The following is a 21,529-nucleotide window of genomic DNA, read 5'->3' on the forward strand; positions in this document are numbered from 1 at the left end:
ATCCTCACCGTTCGTGGTCGTGGCCGCCGGACGCGGCGTCTTCGATGTCGTGGCTGTCTGCCGGGACCGGACCCGCATCGCCGGACGCGGTACCGGAGCCGGACGCGGTACCGGAGCCGGACGCGGGACGGGAGCCGGACGCGGTACCGGAGCCGGACGCGGAGTACCCGGCATCCGGGCCGTCGGCCCCGAACCCGGCATCCGGGCCGTCGGCCCCGTGCGCGGCCGCTTCGAGTTCGCTCAGGATCTGTTCCTCCACAAGTTCCGCCAGGGCGGCGACGGTCCGGGAGACCAGGACGTCGCGGGGGGTGAGCGTGACGCCGAACGCGTCGTTGGCGCGGGAGGCGATGAGCAGGGCGCGCAGGGAGTCGCCGCCGAGCAGGAAGTAGTCGTCCTCGGCGCCCACGGCCGTCTCGAGGGTCTCCTCCCAGACGGCCGCCAGCGCCTCCTCGGTGGGCGTGCGGGGTGCCACGTACTCGGCCCGCCGGTGTTCCTCGGCCGGTGCGGGGGCGGGCAGCGCGGCGCGGTCGGTCTTGCCGTTCTCGGTGAGCGGGAAACGGTCCAGCACCACGAACGCGGACGGCACCATGTACCCCGGCAGGGAGCGGGCCGCCAGCGCCCGCAGTTCCGCGGGGGCGGCCGGCTCGGCGCCGGGGGCCGTCAGCAGGTGGGCGACCAGGCGCGGCATGCCCGGTTCGTCCTCCCGTAGGGTCACCACCGCGTCCAGCACGCCCGGGTGGCGCACCAGGGCCGCCTCGACCTCGCCCGCCTCGATGCGGTGACCGCGCAGCTTGAGCTGGTGGTCGGTGCGGCCCAGGTAGTGCAGTTCGCCCCCGCTGTCACGGCGCACCAGGTCGCCGGTGCGGTACATGCGGGTGCCGGGCGGCCCGAACGGGTCGGCGGTGAAGCGGGCCGCGGTCAGTCCGGGCCGGCCGAGGTAGCCGCGCGCCAGTGCCGGTCCGGACAGCCACAGTTCGCCGGTGACACCCTCGGGTACCGGGCGCAGCCGGGCGTCGAGGACGTAGGCGCCGGTGGCGGGCAGCGGGCGGCCGATGGGCGGTGCGGCGCCGTCCGCGGCCAGCGGTGCGGACCAGGTGCCGACGACGGTGGCCTCGGTGGGACCGTAGGAGTTGACCATGCGGTGGTGCGGCGCCCAGCGGGCGACCAGTTCGGGTCCGCACGCGTCGGCGCCCACGATCAGCGTCTTCAGGTCCGGCAGCGTGCCGGGGGTGTCGGGCGGCAGCGTGGCGAGCGCGGCCGGCGGCAGCAGGGTGTGCGTGATGCGCCGCGCCCGCAGGACGGCGGCGAGTTCGGCGCCGAGCAGCGGGCCCGGCCGGGGCACGACGAGCCGGGCGCCGTGCGGCAGGGACGCGCACAGCTCCAGCACGGAGGCGTCGAAACTGGGCGTGGCGAAGGCCAGCACGCGGTCGCCGGGGGTCACGTGGTAGTGGGCGGCCTCCGCCGCGGAGAACGCGGCGAGCCCCCGGTGGGTGACGACGACGCCCTTGGGGGTGCCGGTGGAGCCGGAGGTGTAGATGACGTACGCCGGGTCGTCCAGGTCGAGCGGGCGGGTCCGGTCGGCGTCGGTGGGCCGGTGCCCGGGCACGTCGTCCGGCGGGGCGGCGAGCAGGCCGGCGACCTCCTTGGCGTCCAGGGTGAGGACGGGGACCGCGTCGCGCAGCATCAGGGCGATCCGTTCCTCGGGGTAGGCGGGATCGACGGGCAGGAACGCGGCGCCCGCCTTCACCACGGCCAGCTGCGCCAGCACCATGTCCGCCGAGCGGGGCAGCAGCAGCGCGACGAGGTCGCCGGGGCCGGTGCCGCGGGCGATGAGCCGGTGCGCGAGCCGGTTGGCCCGGTCCTCCGCCTCCGCGAAGCTCAGCACCGTGTCCCCCGCTCCCGCCGCTCCCGCCACGTCGAGCGCGGGCGCGGTCGGCCAGCGGTCGACGGCCGCCTCGACGAGGGCGGGCAGGGTGGCGGCGGGCACCGGTCCGAGCGCGGGGCGGGCCGGGCCGTGCAGCAGCCGGTCGCGCTGCGCCGCCGGCAGGACGTCGAGGTCGTCGAGGCGGGCGGTGCCGTCCGATGCGGCCAGGACGTCCAGGGTGTGCAGCAGCTGTCCGGCCAGCGAGGCGGCGTTGCCCTCCGCGAAGTACCGCGGATCGTAGCCGAGTTCGACGGTCAGCCGGTCGCCGGGCGAGACGACCACGGTGAGGGGGTAGTTGGTGGCCTCCCGGGCGTCCAGGTCGCGCAGGGCGAGCCCGTGCGTGCCGGCGGTGGCGTCGCCGACCGGGTAGTTCTCGAAGACCACCAGGCTGTCGAACATCGCGGTGCCCGCCGGGAGTCCGGCGAGGGCGTGCAGGGCGGTGAGGGGCAGGTGGTCGTGGCGGCGGTCCTCGGCCCGGGCCTCCTGGAACGCGCGCAGCCAGGTGGCGCAGCGGGCGCCGCCGTCGACCTCGGTGCGGGCGGGGAGGGTGGTGATGAACAGGCCGGTGATGGTGTCGGCGCCGGGCAGCCCGGCGGGCCGTCCGGAGACGGTGGTGCCGAAGCACACCTCCCGCTCCCCGCTCCACCGCGCCAGCAGCAGCGCCCAGGCCCCCTGCACCAGGGTGTTCAGGGTGAGCCGGTGCCGACGGGCGAACTCCTGCAGCCGGTGCGTGCGTTCGGCGTCCAGCCGGCTGGAGAGCCAGGTGCCGGAGCGGGCCGTGGCGTCGTTGGCGGGCCTGCGGTCGTACGGCAGCGGGGTCGGCGCGCCGAGTCCGGCCAGGACGCCACGCCAGTGCTCTTCCGCCTGCCGGGTGTCGCGGGCGGCGAGCCAGGCGGCGTAGTCCGCGAACGGCCTGCGCTCGGGCAGCCGGGGCCGTTCGCCGCGGACCAGGGCGGCGTGCGCGGCCATGACGTCGGACAGGACGTGGAAGACGCTCCAGCCGTCCAGCAGGACGTGGTGGAACGTCCACACCACCCGGACCGCGTCCGGGCCCAGCCGGACCAGGGCCAGCCGCAGCAGCGGGGCGCGGTCCAGGGCGATGCCCCGGGACCGCTCGTCGGCGAGCAGCCGCTCCAGTTCCGCGGCGTGCCTGGGTGCCGGGATCCCGCTCCAGTCGTGTTCGGTGACCGGCAGGGTCACGTCCCGGTGGACGGTCTGGAGCGGCACGGGCACGTCGTGCAGGACGACGGAGGTGCGCAGTACGGGGGTGCGGTCGACGACGTGCTGCCAGGCGGCGGCCAGCGTCCGCGGGTCGCGGGCGCCGTCCGCCACGAAGGTGATCTGTTCGACGTACAGGCCGTGTTCGGCGTCGTCCAGGCCGTGCATCACCATGCCGGTCTGGGTGGGTGTGAGCGGGTAGACGTCCGTCACGTCCGCTCCGTCGCCGACGAGCCGGTCGACGGCCGCCTGGTCCAGCGGGGCGAGCGGGAAGTCGGAGGGGGTGCGGCCGCCGGCGCCGGGTCCGGTGCAGTGCCGGACGATCGTACGGAGTTCGCCGGTCAGCTCGGCCGCCAGCCGGGCGACGGTCTCGTGCCGGTGCACGGCACGGGAGTACGACCAGGTGAACTCCAGCCGGTCGTCGGTGACCCGGCCGAGGACGTCGAGGAGGTACGGCCGGTCCGCGGAGCGGTCCATGCCGCCGGTGAGCCCGCCGTGCGGCGCGTGCAGCAGGCCTCCGCCGGTGGGGGTGCGGTCCTGCCGGCCCAGGTAGTTGAAGCAGACCGGCGGCAGTGCGGGCAGCCGGGACGCGGCCGTGGGGTGGAGGTGGCGGAGCGCCCCGTAGCCGAGTCCGCCGTGCGGTACGGCTCGCAGGTTCTCCTTGACGGCCTTCAGCACGGTGCCGGTGCCGGCGTCCCGGGGCACGTCCAGCGCGACGGGGTGCATGGTGGTGAACCAGCCGACGGTCCGGGCGAGGTCGGTGTCCTCGAACAGCTCCTCGCGGCCGTGGCCCTCCAGGGTCACCGCCACCCGGTCGCGGCCGGTCCAGCGGGCCAGGACCCGGCCCAGCGCGCACAGCAGGACGTCGTTGACGCGGGTGCGGTAGGCGTCGGGCACGTCCTGGAGCAGCCGGCGCGTCTCCTCGGCGTCGAGTCCGGCGGTCAGGCTCTCCTCGACGGCGACGGTGTTCGCGCCGCCCGCGTGGTCGGTGGGCAGGGCGGGGCCGGCGTCCAGGCCCTGCCAGTGGGCGAGTTCGCCGTCGAAGCCGCCCGTCGCGGTGTGCTCGGCGAGCCGCCGCGCCCAGGCCCGGAAAGAGGTGCTCTTCGGGGCGAGGGCGGGCCGCTCGCCGTCCCGGAGCGCGCGGTAGGCGCTGTCCAGGTCCTCCAGGACGAGCTGCCAGGACACGGCGTCCACGACCAGGTGGTGGGCGGCCAGCAGCAGCACCGGCCGGCGGCCGTCTCCGGACCGGCACAGCGCGGCCCGCAGCAGCGGCCCGCCGGCCAGGTCGAAGCCGCGCCCCAGGGCAGCGGCCACCTGGTCCGGGGCCGCCCGGTCGTGCACCTCCAGGTACGGGTCACGGTCGCCGGGCGCGGTGCCGTACTGCCGCCACCGTCCGGCGCCGGCCGGCTCGAACCGCATCCGCAGCGCGTCGTGGTGCTCCAGCACGGCGGCCAGGGCGCCCCGCAGCAGCGTCTCGTCGGGGTCCGTGGCCAGCTCGAAGGAGACCGTCTGGCTGAAGTGCGCGGGGTCACCGGTGAGGGTGTCCAGGAGCCAGAGCTGTACGGGGGTGAGCGGGACCTCGCCGGTCACGGGACCCTGCTCGGCGGCGACGGCGGCGCCGGCGGGATCGGGCGTCCGCCCTGCCGCGGCGGCGAGTTCGGCGAGGGTCTGGTGGGTGAACAGGTGCCGCGGCGTCAGGGCGAGCCCGGCCCGGCGGGCGGCGGAGACGATCTGGATGCCGAGGACGGAGTCGCCGCCGAGGGTGAAGTAGTTGTCGTCGGCGCCGACTTCGGGCACGCCGAGCACGTCGGACCAGATGGCCGCGAGGGTCTGCTCCGCCTCGGTGCGCGGCGGCCGGCCGGCCGCGCCGGCGGTCGGGGCGGACCACTGCGGCACGGGCAGCGCGCGCCGGTCGAGCTTGCCGGTGGCGCCGAGCGGAAGCCGCTCCAGCGGGACGACGAGGGCCGGCACCAGGTGGTCGGGAAGGCTGCGGGCGAGGAAGGCACGCAGTTCGGCGGCCGCCGGCAGACCGGCCGGGCCGGTGGCCGTGGGACCGCCGGAATCCGGGACCACCGGACCCGAGCCAGTGTGACCGCCGGAATCCGGGACCACCGGACCGGTGGCCCCGTGACCGCCGGAATGCGGGACCGTCGGACCCGAGCCCGTGTGGCCGGCGGGATCCGGGGCCGCCGGACCGGGGGCCGTGTGACCGGCGGGGTCCGGCAGGGTAGGGGTTCGGGGTACGGCGTAGCCGATCAGGCGGCGGTGGCCGTCGTGTTCGACCACCCGGGCCGCTGCCGCCGCCACGGCCGGATGGCGGGCCAGCGCGGCCTCCACCTCGCCGAGTTCGATGCGGAAGCCGCGCACCTTCACCTGGTCGTCACCGCGGCCCAGGTAGACGAGGTCGCCGTCGGCCGTCCAGCGGACCAGGTCGCCGGTGCGGTACATGCGCGCGCCGGGCGGGCCGAAGGGGTCGGGCAGGAAGCGGGACGCGGTCAGGCCGGGCCGGCGCAGATAGCCGCGGGCGACACCGGTTCCGGCGAGGAACAGCTCGCCGGGCGCGCCGGCGGGCACCGGCCGCATCCGCTCGTCCAGGACGTAGGCGCGGGTGCCGCCGAGCGGCCGGCCGATCGGCGGGTCACGGTCGGGCTCGGCCGGGTCGCAGGTGAACGCGGTGGCGTAGACGGTGGCCTCGGTGGGGCCGTAGATGTTGCGCACCTGGCAGCCGGGAACGGCCTCGCGGACCCGGCCGACGGTGCGGGCGGGCAGCCCCTCCCCCGCGAGGACGACGGTGTCGGCGGTGATCCGCACGGCGTCCTCGGCGAGCAGCCGGTCCAGGGCCGAGGGCACCGCGCTGAGCAGTCCGGCCCGCCAGGGCCCGGGGCGTTCGGCGAGGGCCAGCAAGTCACGGACGATCTCCACGCAGCCGCCGGACAGCAGCGGCGAGAAGATCTCGAAGACCGACACGTCGAAGTTGAGCGAGGTGGACGCCACCACGTGCTCCAGCCCGCGCCCGGTGAACTCGGCCGCCGCCCAGTCGGTCAGGGCCAGTACGGAGGCGTGGCTGACGACGACGCCCTTGGGGCGGCCGGTCGAGCCGGAGGTGTGGATGACGTAGGCCGGGTGACCGGGCAGCAGGGCGGTGCGCCGTTCGTCGTCGCCGACGGGGAGGTCCGGCACCCCGGGCTCCGGCTCCTCGTCCAGCAGGATCCGGGTGAACGGCCCCTCGGGCAGCCGGCCGGCGGTCTCGGTGGCCGTGATCACCGCGTCGGGCCGTACGTCCTCGAAGAGGAACGCGACCCGCTCGGCCGGGTACTGCGGGTCGACCGGCAGATAGCCGGCGCCGCTCTTCAGCACCGCGAGGAGCGCAACGACGAGGTCGGCGGTGCGGGGCAGGCAGAGGGCGACGAAGCGCTCGGGTCCGGCGCCGGCGGCGATGAGCCGCCGGGCCAGCCGGCTGGAGCGGGCGTCGAGTTCGCGGTAGGTGAGGCAGGTGTCGCCGTGCCGGACCGCCGGGGCGTCCGGGGTGCGCTCGGCCTGCCGCCGGAACGCCTCGGGCAGGGTGCCCCGCGGCACGCCGGCCACGCGTCCGCCGAACCGGCCCACCAGGGCCCGTCCTTCGTCCGGGTCCAGCAGCGGCAGGTCGGCCGGCCGGCGGTCCAGGTCGGCGGCCATACCGGTCAGCAGGGTGCGCAGGCTCGCGCCGAGGGCCTCCACCGTGCCGGTGTCGAAGGCGGTTGGGTCGTAGTCGAGGTTGACGGCGAGGGTGTCGCCGGGCGCGACGACCACGCTGAGCGGGTAGTTCGTCGGCTCCAGGTCCCGTTCCTGCTCCATGGCCAGGCCGTAGCGGGCCAACGCCGCCTCGTCGAAGGGGTAGTTCTCGAAGACCACGATGGAGTCGAACAGGCCGGTGCCACCGGGCACCTCGCTCCAGGCCTGCAACTGGGCCAGCGAGACGAAGTCGTGGCGCCGGGCCTCCGACTGGGCCGCCTGAAGTTCGCGCAGCCAGTCGAGCAGCGGGCGCCGTTCGTCGACGCGGGCCCGGGTGGGCAGGGTGTTGATGAACAGGCCGACCATCGAGGTCACGCCGGGCAGTTCGGCGGGCCGGCCGGAGACGGTCGTACCGAACACCACGTCGGAGCCGCCGCCGTAGCGGGACAGCAGCAGCGCCCACGCGCCCTGGAGGACCGTGTTGAGGGTCAGCCCCGCGCGCTGGGCGGTCTCCCGCAGCCGTGCCGAGGCGTCCGGCCCGAGGGTGATCCGCACCGACTCGGAGGAGGCGGCCCCGTGGGCGTCGGCGGGCCGCCGGTCCCGGGGCAGTTCGGTGGGGGCCTGGAAGCCGGCCAGGGCGGTGCGCCAGTGCCGCTCGGCGCGGTCGGTGTCCCGCCCGGCCAGCCAGCGCAGGTAGTCGGCGAAGGGCCTGCGTTCCGGCACCTGCGGGCGGCGCCCCGAGGCCAGGGCGGCGTACCGCTCGCACACCTCGTCGAAGACCTGGGCCGCGCTCCAGCCGTCGAGCAGGACGTGGTGGAACGTCCACACCAGCCGGACCCGGTCGGGTGCCAGGCGGATCAGCGTCAGCCGCATCAGGGGGGCGGTGCCGAGGTCGATGCCCGCCTCGCGGTCCTCGGCGAGCAGCCGGTCCAGGTCGCGCGCACCATCGTCGGCGGGCCGGCCGGACCAGTCGTGGTGGGTGACGGGCACGGTGGCCCGGCGCCGGACGACCTGGAGCGGTTCCGCGGTCTCCTGCCACACCAGGTGGGTGCGCAGCACCGGATTGGCGTCCGCGGTGTGCTGCCAGGCGGTGGCGAGCGCGTGCGGGTCGGTGACGCCGGACAGCACGAGCTGCACCTGGTTGACGTAGGTGCGGCCGTCGGGGTCCAGCAGACTGTGGAAGAGCATGCCGGACTGCATCGACGTCAGCGGATGGACGTCCTCGACGTCCCGGCCGTCCCCGGCGATCCGGTCGACGGCGGCCTGGTCCAGCCGGGCGAGCGGGAAGTCCGACGGGGTACGGCCGCCCGCCTCCGGCAGGTCGCAGTGCGCGACGATGTCGCCGAGCGCCCGCAGCATGCCCTCGGCGAGCGCGGTGACGGTCTCCGCGCGGTGCCGTCCGGCGCTGTAGTGCCAGGTGATCTCCAGCCGGTCGTCCTCGACCCGGGCCACGACGTCCAGCAGGTGGGGCCGTTCGGCGCCGGGTGCCTCGGCGCCGTCCAGTCCCCCGGGCACCGCCCCGATCAGGGCGCCGGTACCGGCGGACCAGTCGAAGCGGCCCAGGTAGTTGAAGCTGATGCCGGGCTCGGGTGTGCCGGTGAGCCGCTGGTCCCGGGCGAGGTGGCGCAGCACGCCGTAGCCGAGTCCGCGGTCGGGTACGGCCCGCAGCTGCTCCTTGACCGACTTCAGGGCGGTGCCCCAGTCCCCCGCCGGGACGGTCAGGGCGAGCGGGAAGAGCGAGGTGAACCAGCCGACCGTACGGGACAGGTCGACGTCCTCGAACAAACGGTCCTCGCGGCCGTGTCCCTCCAGTCCGACGGCTACGGTGTGGCGTCCGGTCCACTCGGCGAGGACCCGGCCGAGCGCGGTGAGCAGGACGTCGTCGATGCGGGTGCGGTAGACGCCGGGGACGCGGCGCAGGAGTCCGGCGGTGCGTTCGCGGTCGAGCCGGACGGTGACCTCGCGGACGTCGGCCATGGTGTTGCCGCCGGCGCAGTCCACGGGCAGCGGGTCGGCGCAGGCCCGGGCGGTGCGCTCCCAGTGGGCGAGCTGTGCGGCGAAGCGGTCGTCGTCGCGGAGCCGGCGGGCCCATTCCCGTACGGAGGTGGTGCGGCCGGGCAGCCGTGGGGACTCGCCGGCCGCGGCCTGCCGGTAGGCGGTCTCCAGGTCCTCCAGCAGGATCCGCCAGGAGACGCCGTCGACCACCAGGTGGTGGGCGATCAGCAGCAGCCGGGCGGGCCGGGTGCCGTCGGCGGTGAACAGGCGGGCGGTGAACAACGGGCCCGTGCCGAGCCGGAGTCCGGTGTGCGCCTGAGTGGTGACCCGTTCCTCGTCCGCCCGGTCGTGTACCTGGAGCAGTTCGGGGACCGGGCCGTCGGAGGCGGCGACGTCCTGCCGCCACGCTCCCTCGCCGCCGTCGGCGTCCGGGAGGAACCGGGCGCGCAGGGCGTCGTGGTGCGTCCACAGGGTGGTGAGGGCACGGCGCAGGGCGTCCTGGTCGACTGCGCCGGCCGTCTCGACGACGACGGACTGGTTGAAGAATGCGGGCTGTGCCGGGCGCGGGTCGAGGAACCAGTGCTGGATCGGCAGGAGGTCCGCCGGTCCGTCGACCGGTTCGGTGCCGGCGACGGCGGGGGCGGCATCGCCGGTGGCGGCGGCCAGTTCGGCCACGGTGGGGTGCCGGAAGAGGTCGCGGGGGCTGAGCGCGAGTCCGGCGGCACGGGCCCGCGAGACCACCTGGATGCTGAGGATGGAGTCGCCGCCCAGCATGAAGAAGTTGTCGTCCACGCCGACCTGTGCCACGCCGAGCAGTTCGGCCCAGATCCCGGCGAGGGTCCGCTCCGCCTCGGTGCGCGGGGCGCGGTGGGTGTGCTCGCCGCCCGCCGACCAGTCGGGGGCGGGCAGCCGGCGCCGGTCGACCTTGCCGTTGGCCGTCAGCGGCAGCTCCGGCACGGTGACGAACGCGGCCGGCAGCATGTAGTCGGGCAGCCCGGCGGCCAGGTGGGCGCGCAGTTCGGCGGCGGGGGGCGGTGCAGTGGCGCCGGCCGGCACGAGGTGGGCGGCCAGCCGCTTGCGTCCGCCGTCCTGGTACACGGAGACGACGGCCTCGGCGATGGTGGGGTGGGTGGTGAGCCGGGCCTCGATCTCGGCGGGTTCGACGCGGAAGCCGCGGATCTTGATCTGGTCGTCCGCGCGGCCGACGAAGTGCAGTTCGCCGTCGTCGCTCCAGCGTGCGATGTCTCCGGTGCGGTACATGCGGGTGCCGGGCGGGCCGTAGGGGTCGGCGAGGTAGCGGGCGGCGGTCGCGCCGGGCCGGCCCGTGTAGCCCCGGGCCAGCCCCGCGCCCGCTATGTACAACTCGCCGGGTATGCCCGGGGGTTGTGGCTGGAGGGCGGTGTCGAGGACGTACACGCGGGTGTTGTCGAGCGGCCGTCCGATGGGCAGTACGGCCGGCAGCGGGTCGCCGGCGCGGAAGACGCGGCGGGTGGCGAAGGTGGTGGTCTCGGTGGGGCCGTAGCCGTCCACGACGGTCAGGCCGGGGCAGGCGTCGAGGACCCGGCGCACCACCGCGCCCGGCACGGCCTCGCCGCCCGTCCACACCTCGCGGGCGCCGCGCAGGCAGCCGGGGTCCTCCTGGGCCAGGAGGCGGAACAGGCCGGCGGTCAGCCACAGGCAGCCGACGCGCTGTTCGGTGACGGCACGCCGGACCTGGGCGGCGTCCAGGCCGGCGGGCGGGGCGAGGACGGCCGTGCCGCCGCGGAGCAGCGGCACCCACACCTCGTAGGTGGCGGCGTCGAAGGCGTGCGGCGAGTGCACGAGTACCCGGTCGTGCCCGGTGAAGGCCCGGTCCAGGGCGAGCGCGGCGACGTCGCGCTGGCGCACCGCGACGCCCTTGGGGGTGCCGGTGGAGCCCGAGGTGAACATGAGGTACTGGACGTTGTCGGGATGAACGGTCCACGCGCCCACGGCACCGTCGGCGCCGGCGGTGTCGTCGGCCCGCAGGACGCGGTCGCCGGGGAGCAGGTGCCGGGCCGTCTCCTCCCAGGCGGCGTCGGTGAGCAGCAGGCCGGCCCCGGCCTCGGCCAGGGTCCGGCGCAGCCGCTCGGCCGGTGCCCTGCCGTCCAGCGGCACGTACACGCCGCCGGTGCGCACGAGCGCCAGCTGGGTGACGATCAGCTCGACGGACCGGTCCATCAGCACCCCGACGGGCCGTTCCGGCCGTACCCCGAGTCCGGCCAGCCGGGCTGCCGACCGGGCCGCGCGGGCGTCGAGTTCGCGGTAGGTGAGGTGCTCGTCCCCGGCTTCCACGGCCACGGCGTCGGGAGTACGCCGCACCTGCGCGGCGAAGAGGCCGGCGACGGTGGCGTCGGGCAGGGCCGTGCCGGTGTCGTTCCAGGTGTGCAGCACCTGCTCGCGGCGGTCCGGGCCGAGCAGCGGCAGCCGCGCCGGGGTGCGCCGGGCGCCGGTGGTCATGCCGGTGAGCAGGACGGTCAGGTACTCGGCCATGCGTGCGGCGGTGCCGGCGTCGAACAGCTCGGGGTCGTAGCCGAGGCGCAGGGCCAGTTCGTCGCCGGGGTAGGCGGTGAGGCTGAGCGGATAGTTGGTGGTCTCGACACCTTCCAGGCCGGTCAGGCGCAGCCCGTGGGCGGCGGCGAGGTCGTCGTCCACCGGATAGTTCTCGAAGACGACGATGCTGTCGAACAGGGCTACGCGGTCCGGGAGTCCGGTGAACGCCGTCATCCGGTTGAGCGGCAGGTGATCGAAGCGCCGGTCCTCGCTCTGGTCGTGCTGGAGCGCGCGCAGCCAGTCGAGCAGGGTGCCGTCGCCGGGGACGGTGACGCGGGTGGGCAGCGTGGTGATGAACAGGCCGGTCATGGCGTCGGCGCCGGGCAGCTCGGGCGGCCGCCCGGAGACGGTGGTGCCGAACACCACCTCGTCCCGGCCCGCCTGCCGGGCCAGCAGCAGCGCCCAGGCGCCCTGCACCAAAGTGTTCAGGGTGAGCCCACAGGTGCGGGCCAGCTCTTGCAGCGCCCGGGTGGCGTCCGCGGGCAGGGTGCCGTGGACCGCGTGCGTGGACTCGGCGCGGTGGGCCTCGCGCGGCTCGCGGTCGTAGGGCAGCGGGGTGGCCTCGGTCAGGCCGGACAGGCGGCGCCGCCAGTGCCGTTCGGCCGCCGCCCGGTCGCGGTGCCGCAGCCAGGCCACGTAGTCCCGGTAGGGCGGGCGGTGCGGGAGGGTGCCGGGGCCGGCCCCGGCGTGGTGGGCGAAGACGTCCGAGAGCACCTGGAACATGCTCCAGCCGTCCAGGAGCAGATGGTGGAAGGACCACACCACGCGCACGGCGGTGGCCGAGACACGCGCGAGCAGGAGCCGCTGGAGCGGGGCCCGCCCGAGGTCGATGCCCTCGGCGCGGTCCCGGACCAGCAGGTCCTCCAGCCGGGTGCGGCGCTCGTCCTCCGTCAGGTCGCGCCAGTCCAGGTGGGTGACGGGCACGGCCGCGTGCCGCGGCACCACCAGCAGCGGTTCGGGGACGTCCTGCCAGACGACCCGGCCGCGCAGCACCTCGGCGCGGTCGGTGACGTGCTGCCAGGCGGCGGCGAGTGCCTGCGGGTCGGGCACGCCGTCCAGGACGAACGTCAGCTGCTGGACGTAGACGCCGCGGTCGTCCTGGGACAGGCCGTGGAAGAGCATGCCCGCCTGGGTGGGCGTGAGCGGCAGGACGTCGGCGACCGCGGCCGGGTCCGCGCCGGTGATCCGGTCCACGGCCTGCTGGTCGAGCCGGGCCAGCGGGAAGTCGGACGGGGTGCGGCCGGCGGCTCCCGGCTCGGCGGCGTAGCGGGCCAGGTCGGCGAGTGCGTCGGTGAAGCGCCCGGCGAGGTCCGCGACCGCGCCCTCCTGGCCCGGCCGGTCGCTGTAGAGCCAGGTGAACTCCAGTCGGTCGTCCGCGAGTTGCCCGACCAGCTCCAGGGGATGCGGGCGCTCGGCCGCCGGGTCGGCGTCCAGCTCCAGCGGGCGCACGGTGCCGCGGTAGAGGCCTTCGGGGTCGTCCGGCGTGTCCATGCGGCCCAGGTAGTTGAAGCTGATCTGCGCGTGAGCGGTACGCGGTGCCGCCCCGGGGTCTGCCGTCCGGCGCAGCACGTCGTGGCCCAGGCCGTGCCGGGGTACGGCGCGCAGCTGCTCCTTGACCTTCTTCAGCACGGCGTCCCAGCCGGCGTCCTCGGGGACGGACAGGGCGACGGGGTGGCGGGTGGTGAACCAGCCGACCGTGCGACTGATGTCCAGCTCGGGAAAGAGTTCCTCGCGGCCGTGTCCCTCGACGTCGACCACGACCCGGGTCCGTCCGCTCCAGCCGCACAGGGCCCGGCCGAGGGCGCTGAGCAGGACGTCGTTGGCCCGGGTGCGGTAGGTGTCGGGCAGGGTGCGCAGCAGGGCGGAGGTCGCCTCGGGGGTCAGGCGGACGGTCAGCGAGCGCTGCTCCGCGTAGGTGCCGGGGCCGCCGGTGAGTTCGGCGGGCAGTGCGGGCTCGGTGCCGGGGACCGCCGCGGCCCAGTAGTCGCGCTCGTCGTCGAAGCCGCCGTCCGCCGCGTGGGCGTTCAGCCTGCGGGCCCACTGGCGCAGCGGCGAGGACTTCGCGGGCAGTGCCGCGGCGCCGTCCGCGCCGGCGCGGCGGGCCCGGTAGGCGCGGTCCAGGTCCTCCAGCAGGATCCGCCAGGAGACCCCGTCGACCACGAGGTGGTGGACGGCGAGGTGCAGCACGGCGGGCCGGCCGGTGCCGTGGTCGTGCAGCACGGCCCGCAGCAGCGGTCCCCGGGCGAGGTCGAACGGGCCGAAGTGCGGGGTGTCCGTCTCCGGGCCGGTGTGCCGGGCCAGGGTCAGGCGCGGCGCCCGCTCGTCGATGCACCAGCCGGCCGCGCCGGGCGCGTCGCCGGGGGTGAAGCGGGAGCGCAGGGCGTCGTGGTGGGCGACCAGGTCGTTCAGTGCCTCTTCCAGGGCCGCCGGGTCCAGGTCGTCGGGCAGCCGGACGGACAGCGCCTGGGAGAAGTGGCCGGCGCGCGCGCCGGCGGTGCCGAACAGCCAGTGCTGGATGGGGGTCAGGGGTGCGGTGCCGGTGGCCGCCTCCGGTGCGGTGACGGTCTCGCGCGGGCCCGCGGCTGCGTCGGCGCAGCGCGCGAGGGCGGCCACCGTCTGGTGCCGGTAGACGTCCCGGGAGGTCAGCGGCAGGCCCTCCTGCCGGGCACGGGCCACCACCTGGATGCTGAGGATCGAGTCGCCGCCCAGTTCGAAGAAGTTGTCGTCGACGCCGACCCGCTCCAGGCGCAGCACGTCGGCCAGGATCGCGGCGAGGGTCCGCTCGGTGGGCGTGCGGGGTGCGACGTGCCGTACCGCGCGGACGGCGGGGCCGGGGTCGGGGAGCCGGCCGCGGTCCAGCTTGCCGTTGGGGTTGAGCGGGAGGGCGTCCAGCACGACGACGGCCGTCGGGACCATGTAGTCGGGCAGGGTGCGGCCGAGTTCCCGGCGTACGGCCTCGGGTTCGGCGCGCTCGCCGGCGGCCGGGACCACATAGCCGACCAGGCGCCGGGGGCCGTCGCCGTCGGTGGTGGCGGCCGCGGCCTCGGCCACGCCCGCGCAGCCGCGCAGCGCCTCCTCCACTTCGCCCAGTTCGATGCGGAAGCCGCGCACCTTGACCTGCTGGTCGATGCGGCCCACGTACTCCAGCCGGCCGTCGGGGCGGCGGCGCACGAGGTCGCCGGTGCGGTACATGCGCTCCCCCGGCGCGCCGAACGGGTCGGCGACGAACCGGGCGGCGGTCAGTCCGGCCCGGTTCAGGTAGCCGCGGGCCAGGCCGCCGCCCCCGAGGTACAGCTCGCCGGTGACGCCGACGGGCGGGGGCCGCAGGGAGCCGTCGAGGACGTAGGCGCGGGTGAGTGCCACCGGACCGCCGATCGGCGGGGCCTGCTCGGGCAGCCGGTCGCCGGCGAACCAGGCGGTGGCGTACACGGTGGCCTCGGTGGGGCCGTAGATGTTGGCGATCCGGCAGCCGGGCATGGCGGCCCGCAGCTCCTGGACCGTCTGCAGGGGCAGGGCCTCACCGGCGAGGACGACGGTGTCGGCGGTCACGGGCGCGGTGCCGCCCGCGATCAGCCGGGAGACGACGGACGGCACCCCGCTGAGCAGCCCGGCCCGCCGGGGTCCGGCGCCGTCGGCGAGGGCCGGCAGGTCGGCGACCACCTCGACGGTGCCGCCGGCCACCAGGGGGCAGAGCAGTTCGAAGACCGAGACGTCGAAGTTGAGGGAGGTGGAGGCGATGACGTGGGACAGCCCCTCGGCACCGAACCGTTCCGCCGCCCACTCCGCCAGCGCGGCGACGCTGCGGTGGGTGACCACGACGCCCTTGGGGCGGCCGGTCGAACCGGAGGTGTAGATGACGTACGCGGGATGGTCCGGCAGCAGTGGACGGAGCCGGTCGGCGTCGGTGAGCGCGGTCCCGGCCTCGTCCGGGGCGGCGGCGCAGTCCTCCAGGAGCAGCGGTTCGCACTCCGGCAGGGCGGAGGCGGTCTCCCGGGTGGCGACGACGAGGGCGGGCCGGGCGTCGTCGAGCATGAGGCGGACGCGCTCGGCGGGATAGCCCGGGTCGACGGGGAGGTAGCCGGCGCCCGAGGTGAGCACCGCCCAGAGCACGGGCACGAGGTCGGCGGAGCGTGGCAGGCACAGCGCGACCAGGGTCTCCGGGCCCGCGCCGCGCGCGACGAGCAGCCGGGCCAGCCGGTTGGCGCGCCGGGCGACCTCGGCGTAGTCCAGCCGTTCCGGGCCGCAGACGACGGCGGTACGGTCCGGGGTGCGGGCCGCCTGGGCGTGCAGCAGCCCGGGGAGTGTGCCGTACCCGGTCTCCCGTGCCGGGCGGGCGGGCGGGTTCCAGCTGTCCACCAGGGTGCGCTGTTCCTCGGCCGAGAGCATGGGCAGTTCGGCCAGCGTGCGGCCGGGGCCGTCCGCCATGCCCTGCAGCAGCCGGTGCAGATGGGCGGTCATCCGTGCCACGGTCGCCGTGTCGAAGAGGTCCGTGTTGAACTCGGCGGTCAGCACCCAGCCGCCGTCCGCGTCCGGTGTGAACTCCAATACCAGGTCGAAGCGGGCGGCGGGGCGGGGCAGCGGGTGTTCGGTGAGGCGCAGGCCGCCGGAGAGGGGCGGCAGGGACAGGGCGGTCTGCTGCACGACGAGCGCCTGGACCAGCGGGGTGCGGCTGGGGTCACGGACCGGAGCCAGTTCCTCCACCACCCGGTCGAACGGGACGCCGTCGTGGGCGAAGGCGTCCAGCACCGTCGTCCGCATGCATTCCACGAAACGGTCCACGGTCGCGCGTTCGTCCACCTCGCCCCGCAGCACGACCGTGTTGGCGAAGAAGCCCGGTACGTCCTCCAGGTCCCGTCGGCCGCGCCCGTTGGTGACGGTGCCGAACGCGATGTCCCGCTGTCCCGAGTAGCGGGAGAACAGCAGCGCGGCGGCGCCCGCGAACAGGGTGAACACCGTGGTGCCGCGGCCGGCGGCGAGCTGCCGCAGCCGGGCGGTCAACTCGGCGGGCAGGGTGTGCCGGTGGGCGGCGCCGGCGGTGGTGCGCACGGCGGGGCGCGGCCGGTCCGTGGGCAGCTCCAGTTGCTGGATGCCCGCCAGATGCCGTTTCCAGTAGGCGAGGTCGGCGGTGTCCGCGTCACCGGCCCGCTGCGCCCGCTCCCACAGCGCGAAGTCCGGGTACTGCACGGCGGGTTCCGCCAGGGCGTCGGGCTCGCCGGTGGTCTCCGCGTGGTGGAGGGCGGCGAGTTCGCGGGTGAGGACGCCCACCGACCAGCCGTCGGTGACGATGTGGTGCTGGGCCAGGAGCAGCAGGTGGTCGTCGGGGGCGAGCCGGACGAGCAGGGCCCGGGTGAGCGGTCCGGCCGCCAGGTCGTACGGGCGGCTCAGCTCCTCGGCGAGCAGTGCGTCGGCGGCCTCGGTGCGGCGCGCACCGGGTACGTCGGAGACGTCGGCCGTCCGCAGGGGCAGGTCCGGCTCCGCCGCGACTCGCTGGACGCCCTGGCCGTCGGCCGTGGGGAACGTGGTGCGCAGGGTGGCGTGCCGGGCCGCGAGCCGGAGCAGGGAGCGGCGCAGTGCGTCCTGGTCCAGGGCGCCGCGCAGCCGCAGGGCGACACCGGTGTTGTACTCGGTTCCGCCCGCGGTGAGGTCGTCCAGGTACCACAGCCGGCGCTGCGCGCTGGACAGCGGCAGGGTGTCCCCGTGCGGGGCCGGCGGGATCGGCTCCTGCGGTGCGGCGGCCGACGGGTCGGCGAGCAGGGGGGCGAGAGCGGCGACCGTCCGCGCGGTGAAAACGTCCCGCACCGTCAGCCGGACGCCCCACTCGTCCCGGACGCGGGCGAGGACACGCGCGGCGAGTATCGACTCGCCGCCCAGGTCGAAGAAGTCGTCGGTGACCCCGACCTCGTCGACGCCCAGGACGTCCGCCCAGATCCGGACGAGGGCCCGCTCCTCGGCCGACCGGGGTGCGACACGGCCCGTCGGGACCGTGCGCTCCGGAGCGGGCAGGGCCCTCCGGTCGATCTTGTGCTGCGGCGTCAGCGGCATCCGGTCCAGCACCACGACGGCGGAGGGCACCATGTGCCCCGGCAGCACAGCGGCGACGGCGGCACGCAGGGCGACGGGGTCGAGGGAGCGGACCGGGCCGGGGGCGGAGGCGGCGGGGTCCGCCGCGGACACGTCGGCGCCGTCGAGGGAGCGCGCCGGGGCAGGGGCTGATGCAGCCGGGGCGGCGGACGTCGTCGCGTCCTCCGGGGAGTGCGCCGGGGCGGGGGACGTCGTCGTGTCCTCCGGGGAGTGCGCCGGGGCGGGGGCGGGGGACGTCGTCGTGTCCTCCGGGGAGTGCGCCGGGGCGGGGGCGGCGGACGGCGTCGCGGCCGGCTCGGCGGACGGCGTCGCGGCGGGGGTGGTGTGACGGACGGCCGGGGTGACGTAGCCGACGAGGCGCTGGTGGCCCGGTTCGTCCTCCCGTACCACCACCACGGTGTCACCGACGGCGCCGGCGCCGGCCCGGCGCAAGGCCGCCTCGATCTCGCCCGGTTCGATCCGGAAGCCGCGTATCTTCACCTGCCGGTCCAGCCGGCCCAGGAACTCCAGCTCCCCCTCGGCCGTCCACCGGACCCGGTCCCCGGTGCGGTACAGCCGGGCACCGGGCGGCCCGAAGGGGTCGGCGACGAACCGTGCGGCGGTCAGGCCCGGACGGCCCAGGTAGCCGCGGGCCACCGCGTCGCCGCCGACGAACAACTCGCCGTCCGCGCCGGGCGGCACGGGCCGCATCGCGGTGTCGAGGACGTACACCCGGGTGTGCGGCAGGGCGCTGCCGATCGTCGGCGTGCCGCGGCCGGCGGTGAGCGGCCCGGTCCAGGTGGCGACGATGGTGGCCTCGGTCGGACCATAGGAGTTGATCATCCGGCGACCGGGGGCCCAGCGGTCCACGAGCCCGGCCGGGCAGGCCTCGGCACCCACGATCAGCGTGCGCAGGTGGCGGGCGGTGCCCTCGTCGGGTCCGGGCAGCGTGGCCAGCGCGGCGGGCGGTATGAGGGCGTGGGTGATCCGGTGCTCGTCCAGGACCGCGGCGAGTTCGTCACCCAGCCAGGGCCCCCGCGGTGGTACGACGAGCGTGGCACCGGACAGGACGGAGACGCACAGCTCCAGCACGGAGGCGTCGAAGCTCGGCGAGGAGAACTGGAGCACCCGGTCGCCGGGACCCACCGCGTAGCGCTCGGCGGCGGCCGACGTGAATCCGCCGATGCCCCGGTGGGTGACGGTCACGCCCTTGGGGGTACCGGTGGAACCGGAGGTGTAGATGACGTAGGCAGCGTGGTCGGCGACAGCCTCGTGGACGACGGCAGCACCACGGTCGGCGGCAGCGCCGCGTGCGGTGTCATCCGATCGGCCGGCGTCCACCGCATGGTGGGCGTCCACCGCATGCCTCCGGGCGTGCCCGGTGTGCGGCGGCTCGCCGGGCGCCGGCAGTTCGCCGGTGTCGAGCAGCTCGGCCACCCGGCGCGGGTCGTCCAGTGTGACGGCGGGCGCTGCGTCGGCGAGCATCAGCGCTCTGCGCTCCGCGGGGTAGGCGGGGTCCACGGGCAGGAAGGCGGCGCCCGCCCGGGCCACGGCCAGCTCCGCCGCGATCAGTTCCATGGAGCGCGGCAGGACCAGGGCGACCACCCGGTCGGGTGCTGCGCCCCGACGTATGAGGTGCCCGGCCAACCGGTCGGCGCGCATGGCCAGTTCGCGGTAGGTCCAGGTCCGTCGGCCGTCGGTGAGGGCCGGTGCCTCCGGGGTGCGTGCCACCCACGCGGTGAACAGCTCCCCGAGTGTCGAGGCCACCGGAGCCGTCGCGCTCTCCGGCGCGCCGGCCGCGGGGGTGGCCTGCGGCAGGGAGGACGCCGGTGCGGGCTTGTCGTGCAGGTCCGTCATGGGTGAAGTCCTTTGGAGAGCGGGACGATACGGCGCGGGCCACGCGGCGAACCCGGCATCGCCGCAGGGCGGTGCGCCGGATCGGAGGTGACACGCCGGGTGTGCGCGACGGTGGACGGTGCTGCGGTGCGGTGGCCGGGACGGCGGCCTGGTGCGAGGGCCGTGGCTGTGTGGTGGTGGCTGTGGGTGGGGGCTGGACGCCCGCCGGTCGGTGACCTGTTCCGGCGGCCGCGGTCGGTGTCCGGTGGGCCGGGGCGGCTCGTCCGGGCGGCGAGGGGACCGCCGGGCGCTGCCGGAGTACGGACGGTGGTCCGCCGCGGTGTCCGGGCCGTCGGGGCCGACGGCCTCTCCCCCGCCGACGTGGGCGGGGACCGTGAGCGGGACCGCTCCCGGCCACGGAGCCGACCGGCACGGATCTCCCGGCCCGGGTGGGCCGTGCCGCGCGGGACCGCACCGGAGCCCGGGCCGACGGCGACCGGACCGAGCGTGCCGCCGCTGCCCCGGCCGGCCGACGACCGGGCCGAACGAAACCGAAGCGGAACCCCGGCCTGCCTCCACCGAACCGGCCGAAACGGCAGCGGACCCCGGCCGACCACGACCGAACCGAACCGGAACCCGAACTCCGCCCCAGCCGGCCACAAGCGTGCCGGGCAGGACCGGAGCGGACCCCCGACGGCCTCGACCGAACCGCACAGGATCCCGAACGCAGCCCCTGCCGAGCACGAGCGGGCCGGCAGGAAAGGAGCGGGATCCCGGCCGGCCGTGGCCGGGGCGAGCAGGACCGGACGTGGGGGCGGGCCGGGCCGGTGCCGGTCGCGGGTCAGCCGTCGTCGGTACGGCGTGCCGTGCGCCCGGATATCTGTATCCGGTCGACTCGGCCGGTGGCCGGATCCCGGTGGAACCGGCCCCCGGGTTCGAGGCGCCCGGTGGCCGGATCGCGCAGATCGCAGGACAGGTCGGCGTAGCAGACCAGCCGAAGGGGCACGTCGCCGTCCACGGACAGGGCCGGCGCGCCGTCCGGTCCGGGCGCGACTCGGTAGGTCGTGGTGCCGTTGCGGTAGGTGCCCGTGCAGTCGGGCGGGCCGACGGGCCTGCCCCGGTCCGCGACGTCCGCCGCGGCGGGCACCCGAATGCCGGTGAGCGGGCCGAGTTCCCCGGCCAGGTCGCGCCAGAGTGCGGTGGCACCTCCGGCGTTACCCGTGAAGGCGACCACCACGCCGCTCTCGGGGTCGGCGCGCAGATGGCAGGACGTGCCCTGGGCATTGCCGTCGTGGCCGCACCAGACACGGCCGTCCTTCTGGTACAGGGCGAGCCCGGTGCCCCAGCCGTCGGCGAGCGTACCGGGACGGGCGGCGGTCTCGGGCCGGCGCATCTCCTTGGCGACGGCCGGCGGCAGCAGATCCGAGCGGCCGGTCAGCGCGCTGCCCAACGCGGCCAGGTCCAGGGCGCTCGCGAGCAGCGCCCCGGCCGGCGCCTCCAGCGGGGCCAGGTTCTGCCGGGCCGGAACGGCCTGTCCGGTGGCGGTGTTGACGGCGTGTCCCGCGGCCACCGGGCGGCCGGGTGAGGCGTCGTCGACGAACGCGGCGAGGACACCGAGGGGTTCGAGGAGCAGCGCCCGTACCGCCTCGTGCCACGGCATGCCGGTGACCGTCTCCACCAGCCGTCCGGCGGCGACGTAGCCGGCGTTGGAGTAGGAGAAGTCGGTTCCGGGCGTGAACAGCAGGTCGCGGTCGGTGCAGACGGCGGTGAGGTAGCGCGTCGCGGTGGTCGTGGCGGCGGTGTCGGAGTCCGGTCCGGTGGGCAGTCCGCCGGTGTGGCTGAGGAGTTGACGGACCGTCACACGGGGCGTTCCGCTCAGCTCGGGGAGGTACTCGGCCACTGGTGTGTCCAGTTCGACGTCGCCGTCGTCGGCCAGGAGCATGACGAGCGCGGCGGTGTAGGGCTTGGTGAGCGATCCGAGGGGGACCGCGGTGTCCGCGGTGAACGGGCTGCCGGTCGTGACGTCGGCCGTTCCGGTGTGCGCGGCGAAGACGTCGGTGCCGGTGTGCACGGCGAGTTGGGCGCCGGGCACCCGGTGGATCCGGGCGAGGGCGTCGAGGCGGTCCTGTAGTTGCCGGTGTAAGAGGGACGGCGTCCGGGAGGCGGCCGGAGCGGCGGGGATGGTGTACGGCATGAGAAGGGGACTCCCGTTGG

2 protein-coding genes are annotated in these 21,529 nt (G+C 76.0%); both read right to left on the bottom strand.

Features of this window, described 5'->3' with window-relative positions:
- Positions 1–4: 4 nt before the first annotated feature.
- Positions 5–19,336: a non-ribosomal peptide synthetase gene (locus tag JK359_RS20950; protein ID WP_236678190.1), complete on the bottom strand. Its 19,332-nt coding sequence runs from the start codon at positions 19,334–19,336 to the stop codon at positions 5–7.
- A gap of 820 nt (positions 19,337–20,156) precedes the next feature.
- On the bottom strand, positions 20,157–21,509 hold the full coding sequence (locus tag JK359_RS20955) for a serine hydrolase domain-containing protein (RefSeq protein WP_201837785.1): 1,353 nt from the start codon (positions 21,507–21,509) through the stop codon (positions 20,157–20,159).
- Positions 21,510–21,529 lie beyond the last annotated feature (20 nt).

The organism is Streptomyces actinomycinicus, assembly GCF_016741775.1.
In the GTDB taxonomy this organism is placed as follows: Bacteria; Actinomycetota; Actinomycetes; order Streptomycetales; family Streptomycetaceae; genus Streptomyces; species Streptomyces actinomycinicus.